At 69.2% G+C, this 8,479-nt stretch carries 8 protein-coding genes; 2 read left to right on the forward strand and 6 right to left on the reverse strand.

All coding sequences use genetic code 11. The features are described from left to right. Positions 1–299: N-acetyltransferase family protein (locus AC1DYI_RS20210; RefSeq protein WP_477205924.1), on the forward strand; the 299-nt coding region annotated here is incomplete at its 5' end. A 16-nt stretch (positions 300–315) separates the two neighbouring features. Here AC1DYI_RS20210 and AC1DYI_RS20215 read toward each other — a convergent pair. From AC1DYI_RS20215 to AC1DYI_RS20225, 3 genes are all read right to left on the reverse strand, one after another. After that, complete coding sequence (locus AC1DYI_RS20215) at positions 316–1,101, reverse strand: PP2C family protein-serine/threonine phosphatase (protein WP_477205925.1); 786 nt, start codon at positions 1,099–1,101, stop codon at positions 316–318. Then, positions 1,091–2,605 (reverse strand): type VI secretion system-associated FHA domain protein TagH, encoded by a 1,515-nt coding sequence (gene tagH, locus AC1DYI_RS20220; RefSeq protein WP_477205931.1) that lies wholly within the window; start codon positions 2,603–2,605, stop codon positions 1,091–1,093. Before tagH ends, AC1DYI_RS20215 begins: the two co-directional genes overlap by 11 nt. Before the next feature lie 82 nt (positions 2,606–2,687). Continuing rightward, positions 2,688–3,926: a TIGR02270 family protein gene (locus tag AC1DYI_RS20225; protein WP_477205926.1), complete on the reverse strand. Its 1,239-nt coding sequence runs from the start codon at positions 3,924–3,926 to the stop codon at positions 2,688–2,690. Between the two features lie 192 nt (positions 3,927–4,118). Between AC1DYI_RS20225 and AC1DYI_RS20230 the strand changes: the two genes are divergently transcribed. Next, complete coding sequence (locus AC1DYI_RS20230; RefSeq protein ID WP_477205927.1) at positions 4,119–5,036, forward strand: LysM peptidoglycan-binding domain-containing protein; 918 nt, start codon at positions 4,119–4,121, stop codon at positions 5,034–5,036. A gap of 69 nt (positions 5,037–5,105) precedes the next feature. Here the strand turns inward: AC1DYI_RS20230 and AC1DYI_RS20235 are convergent, their stop codons facing one another. From AC1DYI_RS20235 to AC1DYI_RS20245, 3 genes are all read right to left on the reverse strand, one after another. After that, a complete protein-coding gene (locus AC1DYI_RS20235; RefSeq protein WP_477205928.1) occupies positions 5,106–5,735 on the reverse strand; it encodes a hypothetical protein in 630 nt (209 codons plus the stop codon). Further along, a complete protein-coding gene (locus AC1DYI_RS20240; RefSeq protein ID WP_477205929.1) occupies positions 5,732–6,805 on the reverse strand; it encodes a polysaccharide deacetylase family protein in 1,074 nt (357 codons plus the stop codon). The genes AC1DYI_RS20235 and AC1DYI_RS20240 overlap by 4 nt, the downstream gene beginning before the upstream one ends. An 8-nt stretch (positions 6,806–6,813) precedes the next feature. Continuing rightward, positions 6,814–8,479, reverse strand: a 1,666-nt coding sequence (locus tag AC1DYI_RS20245) for a protein kinase domain-containing protein (protein WP_477205930.1), incomplete at its 5' end; no start/stop codon positions are given.

Below are 8,479 nucleotides of genomic sequence, written 5' to 3' on the forward strand. Positions count from 1 at the left end.
GTTCGCTGCAAGGCCTGGTGGCGATCAACGACAAGCCCGTCGGCTTCGCCCACTTCTACCTCCACCCTTCAACGTACAGCCTGGCCCCGGCCTGCACACTGGATGACCTCTACGTCGCGCCGGACTGTCGGGGCCAGGGCGTGGCACGGCAACTCATCGAGGCCGTCGCCGCGCAAGCGCGCCAGGCCGGTGCCTATGTCCTGCACTGGAAGACCCGGGATTCGAACCTGGGCGCCATCAGCCTGTACGACAAGATCGGAAGCCGCACCGGCTTCCTGTCGTACCGGCTCGATCTCTAGCAGCGRCCCGCTGCCGCTACGACCGATCCCAGGGATCGCCCACCCACAGCGCCACCGCGCTGAAGTTGTCCTGGTTCGGCACACACCGCTCCTCGATGCACTCGCGCATCAGCTGCAGCCAGTGCTGCGGCGTGTCGGCGTTGTTCAGGGTCTCGATGATCTGGGCGTCGCTCAGGCTGTCCCACCAGCCGTCGCTGCACAGCAGGTAGGCATCGCCCTCTTCGACTGTCTCGGGGCCGCTCACTGCATGAGGCGCGAGTTCTTCGTCCAGGCCAAGGGCCGCGACGAGCTGGTTCTTGTGCGGGTGTTTGCGCGCTTGGGCTGCGGTCAGCAGGCCGGCGTCGAGCAGGTCTTGCACCACGCTGTCGTCGCGCGTCACGAAGTCGACGCGGCCGCCGCGCAGGCGGTACAGCCGTGAATCGCCAACGTGCGACCACAGGGCTTGCTGGCGACCAGGGTCGACCCACAACAGCACGGCGGTGGTGAGCATGCGCTCGGCGAGTGGTATGTCGCCCTGCCCTTGCCTGACCTCGGTGTTGGCCACGCGGAGTGCATCGGCCAGCGCCTCGGGCGACCAGAAGCTCACGCGCTCGTTCGTTTGCGCCTCCAGGGCCTCTACGGCGCGCGCCGAAGCCACGGCACCGGCGCGGTGCCCGCCGGCGCCGTCGGCCAGCACGGCATACCAGGCCAGGCCGGCGCGCCCGCAGCGCACATCGTCTTCATTGGTGCGGCGGGCACCGATCTCGCTGCAACTGGCCAGGCTGATGCGTGGCAGTGCGAGGGTGCGGGTGTCAAGCAGCACTCTTTTCGCGCTCCAAACGTTCCAGTTGCTGTTCGTAGGCCGACAAGAAGGCCTTGCCGAACAGGTTGTGGAAGTCGTCCTGCGCCTCGTCGCGGATCGCCTCGAAGTGCTGCAGGTACAGCTCCCACAGCTTGGCCTTGCGGTTGATCGGCAGCACGCTGTCGAGCACCGAGCGCGCGACCAGCTTGTTCTCCAGCTCGGCCGGCGCGAAACGGCGGAGCACACCTTCGAGCGCGGCGCGCGTGCCAGCCATCGAGCCGATGGCGTGGCCGATCAGGTCGTGCATTGCATCGTCCATCGCCGCCGGCCCGTCCAAAAAGCCACGCACCGGCGGCTGAAGCAATTGCTCGAGGGCCGACTGGGCATCGGGCGAGAACTTCAGCGGGTTGTTGTTGCGCGGCTGGATCACCGTGACCTCGGCGCGCAGCTCGTGCTTGGTGGCCGCACGCACGGCCATCAGCTGCAGACTGCCACCCACTGATGTGCGCAGCAGGCCGCCGATCACGCGCATCAGCTCGGGGTTCAGCCCCTGCGGCGGGTCGAGCTTGATGCCGGCGCCTTCGCAGAACGCACGCCACAGTGCGGCGGTATCGGCCGCGCCTGCGCCAGTTGCCGCAACAGGACTCACGGGCGGTGGCGCCGCCACCGACACGGGGGCAGGCGCAGGCGCAGGTTCAGGCACGGGCGCCGACATCGACTCCAGCTCCACCGGCACAGTCACCGGGTCGGCTTCGGGCGGCCGGCGTATCGACGGTGGCCTGAACGCCGCGTTCAGTTCGGGCGTGTGGTCTGACCATGCAGCAGGGCTGGGAGCCGGTGCGGGCGTCGCCGTTGCGGGCCCGGTGCCCGCCATGAAGGCAGCGAGTGGGTCGGGGTTGCCGCTGCCACTGCCGCGCAGGCCGAACAGGTCATCGATCGACGTCGCCGCGCTGCTGGGCACCAGGTCAGCGAACACGCCGCCTTCGGAGGGCGCGGCCTTGGGCCGGTCCGCCGGTCGCGGTGCCGTGGCGAAGGGGTCGAAGTCATCCGGCAGCCGCGAGCTGAGCGAAGGGGCCATGCCCTCGGACAAGGTGGAGTCGCTCAGCAGGTCGGCGAACGGGTTGGCACCGTGCGGTGACGTGGCCGGCCGCCGGGTGGGCGTTTGCGGGTCACGCCGCAGCAGCGTCGGGCCTTCGGTGAGGGTGCGGGCGTCGTCGCTCACCTCGAGCAGATAGCCGCCGATCAGCAGGCGCTCGCCGTGGCGCAAGGGCGCAGACTCGCCTTGCGCCAACGACCGCCCACCTACGCTGATCGGGTTGGCGCTGCCGACGTTGCGAATGACATAGCCATGGCCGGTGGCCGCGATCTGCGCGTGCTGGCGCGAGATGTGGCGCTCAGGGTCCGGCAGGGCCATGGTGTTGTGGTCGGCGCGCCCGATGGTGCCGCCCTGGGCGCCAAACTGCGCCGTGATGGGTTGGGTGAGGGGCTGTTCGTTCAGCGACAACACGCGCAATGTCAAAGACATGTTCACTCACCCCCTCGTTGTTGCCACGACGGGCCTTATGGTGATGTTCATGGCCTGCGGCCTCCCTATCAATGACCGAAGGTCACGCCGCGTGGGCTGCAGCCAACAGGCGTTGCTGGCGCCAGGCCGGTGCAGCGGTGGGGAACAGCGGCGTCCCCGGTTGCAGCAGACAGCGTAACAGTGCCGCCACGGCGCGTTGGCGTTGTGTGCCTTCGCGCAACACCTGCTCGCCATGCGCCGCAGTGGGCACGGCGCCCATGAAGCTGCGCGCACCGACGGGCCATTGCACCGCGCGTGCGGCCCACCAGCCCGCAACGCGCTCGGCATCGGGCCACGGCAGGTCGTCGTCTTCGTCGAGCGCCACGTCGTCGTCTTCGGGATCGTCGGTGGGGCCGGTCTGTAGCCCTTCGGGCCGCGGGCGTTCCAGGCTCAGCGCCGCCAGATCGGCCCCGGTGATCGTGCTGAAGGCCTCGCCCGCGAGCCGCGCGAAGCTGTCGATCGCCATCAGCTCGATCAGCCACGGCACCAACCGCGTGTCACCCAGCCAGCCGCAAGCTCGCACCACGCGGCGTTGCGGCTCGCCCGACCGCTGTGCCACTGTGCGCACCAGTTCAGCAGCACGCTCCCAGCGTGTGGCCAGCAGCGCCAGCAGTGTGCTGTTGGCATCTTCCGGGTCAGGGGCTTTCGCTGCCGCCTCCAGCCAGGCCAGCGCGGCGCCGCGGTCACCCAGCAAGCAGGCGGCTTGGGCAGCTTGGCGAGACACCGCCGGGTCCGCATCGTTCAACTGCGCCAGCGCGTGGCCCAGAAGGTCGACACGACCCAGCGCCGCGGCAGTACGCAGGGCCTCGATGCGCAGCGCCGGGTCAGCGTCGGCCAACGCCGATGCCAGCACCACCCCAGGGTCGACGCGGTGCAAGCGGCAAGCTCCCAGGCCGAGCGCGCGCCAATGCGGCAGCGGCGAAGCTAGCAGACGCCGCGCAGTGCCTTGCAACAGCGGTGCCGAGACCCAGCCGAAGGCAGACAACAGGCCGCGAGCCGCATCCGGCATCGCTGCGCTCAAAGCGAGCAGGCGGTCCAGTGTCTTTTCGTCCTGCGATTCGATCGCACAGGCGCCGGCGGCGAAGACCTCGCCCGCGCCCGCACGCGCCAGCCCGGCGGCGGCGCACTCGGCGCCATAGGGCCCTGCGACCATCAGCCCATCAAGGTGCGCGGCGACGCGGTCGTCGAGCCGGCGAAGCTGGTGCAGCCGCACATGCGGCGCGCGCACCAACACAGAACGCACATGCCGCAGCATTGCGCTCTCTTCGGCGTGCTGTTGCACGATGGCGGCAATCGGTGGACGCTGCAAAACGCTGGGCGCGCTGCGCGTGGGGGCAACAGAAGACACAGGGCATGCTCGGCCGCCATCCGAACCGCCGCAATGTCCGAAAGTCACCTGTCAACGAGCAGGGCTTGTCGCAAACTCCTTCGCGCCCAGGCCTGACTTTGGAGCGCCATGCCTTTCACGCCGACGATGACCAAGCACACCTTGCTGCTCAGTGCTGCGGCATGCTTGCTCGTGGCGTGCGAGACCCCACCGCCATCGCCAACCGCCGCCGAGCCCGCACCGGTGCCGACCGCGCCAGTAGCGCCCCGCGTCGAGCCCGCCCCGCCGCCAGCACCCACGGGTCCGGCCACGCCGGCCGCCCAAGCCCAGGCGCAGAAAACCGCGCTGGGGGCAGTGAGTCTGCTGGAGAGCGGCCGCGAAGACCAGGCCCGCGTCGAGTTGCAGAACGCGCTGGCGTTGGACCCGGCGAACAAGCTGGCACTGAACCTGACGCGCCAACTCAATGTGGACCCGCTGGCGACGCTGGGGCGCGAGTCGTTTGCCTACACGGTGCGGCCGAGCGACACGCTGTCGCAGATCGCCGGCCGCTTCATGGGCGACATCTACGCCTTCTACATCCTGGCGCGCTACAACGACATCAAGGTGCCGCGGCAGGTGGCTGGTGGCCAGGTCATTCGGATTCCCGGCAAGGCGCCGCCGCCGGGCCGCGTCGTCGACCCCCCCACGCCGGCACCAGCACCGACGCCCGTCGCGCCACCCACGCCCCCTGCCCCGCCGCCGGCACCCGAGCCCACGGCCGGCATGCTGGCCCTGCGCTCGGCCGAAACCGCCGAGCGCGCGGGTGACCTGGAGCGCGCAGCCGCCGAATACAAGCGCGCAGCCAGCCTGGACCAGCCCGCAGCGGCCGCCAAAGCCGAGGACCTGCGCAAGCGCCTGGTCTCGCGCTACACGGTCAACGCGCGCACGGCCTTCGCCAAGCAAGACCTGACCGGGTCRATCCGCTCCTGGGACAAGGTGCTGGAGCTGGACCCCAACAACGACACCGCCAAGCTCGAACGCCAGAAGGCCTTGATGCTGCAGAAGAAGGTCGAAGGCCTGAAGTAGCAGACCCTGCACAGCCCGCCGCGGCTGTGCACCTCGTACCGTGTCAACAACCGCCCGCCGGCTCCTGACTCAAGGCGGGCTGGGCCGCTTGACCGGCTTCAGCACCTCGGCCGTACGGCCGGTGCCCTTGCTGGCCTCGGCAGCGTTTTGCGGCGCCGAAGCCGCAGCCTTGGCCGCGGGTGCCGCCTCGGTACCACCTCCGCCCCGTTTGCCAAGCGTCACACGCGAAAGCCGGCCCAGGTAGCTGCGCCGGTTGCGCTCGCGCTCGATCGCGCGCAGCGCGTCGGCCGCTTGCACCTGGTCGGGCTGCTGTTGCAGCACGAGCAGGTACTGGGTCTGCGCACCATCAAGGTCACCACGCCGTCGCGCCTGCTCGGCGCGGCGCAGGTGATCACCGGCGTCTGACTCGGCCTTGGCCTGGACCTGCTCGAGCTTGTCCCGATAGGCGGCTGCCTCCGGCCGCAGCAGCACCAGCACTTCCCAGGCGTCGGCCGCCTCGGCATAACGGCCCTGTTGAGTGAACTGCTGCGCCCGCTCCTGCTGGGTCCGCTCGAAAGCGGCCAACGACGAATCTGCGCCCGTTTCAACGGGCAGCGGCATCGCCCCCGCTGGCTCACGCGGCGGCGCACTGCCACAGGCAGCCAGCCACAGGCACAGCGCCATCCAACCCAACCGGTGATCAAGCACGGGGTGCTTCATGGCTTGCTGAACCGTTTGGACGTTTCCAGCTTCGCCTTGAATGCCTCCAGATCGTGATCACCGAAGATCATCGTTCGGTGCAGCATCAAGGGTTGCGCGAAGAAGGCATTGCCGCCGGGGTTGACGGTCACGGCCAGCGTGTAGCTCTGCTTAATCAACGAGGCCAGCACCGCCTCGTTGGCATCACCGAACGGCAGCGCAAAGTGCTTCACCGGCTCGGCCAGCCGGCGCTCGAGCAGCTCGCGCGGCACGCGTGTCTCGGCGTCCAGCGCCTGGCGATACAGCTCATCGGTTTCGTCGGCGCCGCGCTCGATCAAATTGCGGTGCGATTTCGAATGCGCCTGGATGTCGACCAGCCCCGACGCGCTCAGCTCTTGCAGCTGGGCCCAGTTCAGCGCGTCGCCAGCACCGATGAAGTCGGTGTAGACGAAAACGGTTGCCGGGAAGCCGTGCTTGCGCAGCAGCGGGTACGCCACCCGGTGGACCGACTCGTAGCCATCGTCGATCGTGATGACGACCGAGCGCCGCGGCAGGGCCTGCTCGCCCTTCAGGTAGGCCGCCAGATCGGCCAGGCGAATCACGCGGTAGCCGTTGCGGCTCAGCCAATCCAGCTGCGCCGAGAAGTTGGCGGCCGAGACCGTCATCTTGTTGCTGCCGCCCGTGCCGAAGCGGTGGTAGCAAAGAATTGGCACGGTCTGGTATTCGCCGCCGCGCACACCCATCGGGTTCAGGTTCTTCAGCGGCACCACCAGCGGCTGGCCGGGCTCGACACGGTCGACCTGGTTGTACTCGCCGATCACCCAGTCGCGCTCTTCACTGCCCAGCAGGCTGGCCGCGATCGAGCGCAGGTCTTCGCCCGCTGCCGGCCGATAAACCACGAAGCGGTCGTTGCGTGCGATTACCTCGCCACTGGCCGCGGGCGTGGCTTGCGGCGGCGTGGCCGGTGGGCCGGGCGGCGTGAGCGACGTGGTGGAACACCCCGCCAGCGCAACCAACAACAGCCCACACACCCAACGCAGCGCCGCACCCGGCGCACGGCTGCTGCGACGGTCTGACCCGCCCACGTTCATGACCGCTTTCACTCCGGACCTTGCCCGCTGCGTGCTGCGGTGTGCGGCTCTGCCTCGTCGATCGATGCGGCGCGTGCGACTGGCGGCACGGGGGTCGAGCCAACGCGCACCGGCGTCTCCGGCCCGGACAGCCCGGCCGGCGTGACCACCTCGGCACCCGACAGCTCTTGCAGCGCCTGGGCCATGCGGTCGAACGCGGCGTAGAGCAAGCCGAACTCGTCCTTGCGCTGCTCGCGGATGCGATAGTCGAAGCGGCCCTTGGCGATCTCGGCCATCGAATCGCTGACGAGCTGGATCGGCTTCGCGAACCAGTTGGCGACGAAGTACATGGCCACCGCCACCGCCAGCACGGTGACCACCACGAGCACCGCCATCAGCACCATCGACAGCTGGGCCACACGCTGCAGCGGCCGCTCCGGCAAGCCCAGCGCCACGCGCCCGACCTGTTTGCCCTGGAAGGTGATCGGCGACTCGAAGCCCAGCATCGGCTCGTCATGCGCGCGGTAGCGCGACACCGCCACACCGCCCGAGCGCGTGCCGAGCGACTCACCCACCGGCGGCTGAAACGCCTGGCCGACCAGGGCCGGGTCGCTCGCCGAGCGCACGACACCTTCGCGGTCGATCACCGCCACGCTGTCGAAGTCCTTGGTCTTCATGATCTCTTGCAGCGCCACGTCGACCACGRCCCAATCCTCGGACAACGCCGGCACCGCGTTCTGCGCCGCGATGAAGCGCGCCAGCGCAGCGCCGGAGTCGCTGACCTGCCCCATCATCGCGGCGTACTGGCGCTGCGTGATGACCGACGCGGTCAGGCCCATCACGACGGCAACCACCAGCGCCATCGTCGCGGCCCACTTCACGCGCAAGGGCACGATGCGCGGCTTGTTCTCGCCGCGCGCGGCCTCGTCGATGCTGACCAGCACGCGACTCAGCGCATCTGCCAGCTCCCGCCCGGTGGCGAAACGGCGATCCGGCGCCTTGGCCAGGCAGCGCTCCACCACACGGCGCAGCGATGCCGGCAGGCCGGGCCGCAGCTTCTCCATCGGCGGCGGGTCATCCTTCGCGATCTTCAGCGCCAGCGTCACCAGGCTGTCGCCCTGGAACGGGCGCTGCCCGGTCAGCAACTGGTAGAGCACGATGCCGGCCGAGAACAGGTCCGACCGGCCGTCGATCTTCTCGCCTTGCGTCTGCTCGGGCGACATGTACTGCGGCGTGCCGAGGATGTCGCCAACCCGCGTGCGGTGCTCACCGCCGGTGCCTGCCGGCACGTCCATGTGGGCGATGCCGAAATCGGTGACCTTGATCGTCTGCGTGCCCTTCAACCGCATGATGTTGCCGGGCTTGATGTCGCGGTGGACGATGCCGCGCGCATGCGCATAGTCCAGTGCACGCGCCAGCTGGATGCCGAAGATCACCACCTCGCGCAGCGGCAGCAGCTGACCGCCGGTCATCAGGTCACTCAGCGAGTCGCCGGCCAGCAGCTCCATCGCCATGTACGGCCGGCCTTCGATCTCGCCCACGTCGTGCACGGTGACGATGTTCGGGTGCGACAAGCCGCCGGCCGCGCGCGCCTCGCGCAAGAAGCGCGAGCGGTACTCGTCGTCTTCACACAGCGACGCATGCAGGAACTTGATCGCCACATCGCGCCCGATCTGCGGATCGTGCGCCTTGAAC

The organism is Ideonella sp. P3_A4, assembly GCF_056403075.1.

Bases quoted from the DNA above. Each gene is read 5' to 3' on its own strand.
- tagH (WP_477205931.1), bottom strand. From the start codon at position 2,605: ATGTCTTTGACATTGCGCGTGTTGTCGCTGAACGAACAGCCCCTCACC.
- AC1DYI_RS20240 (WP_477205929.1), bottom strand. From the start codon at position 6,805: ATGAACGTGGGCGGGTCAGACCGTCGCAGCAGCCGTGCGCCGGGTGCG.
- AC1DYI_RS20235 (WP_477205928.1), bottom strand. From the start codon at position 5,735: ATGAAGCACCCCGTGCTTGATCACCGGTTGGGTTGGATGGCGCTGTGC.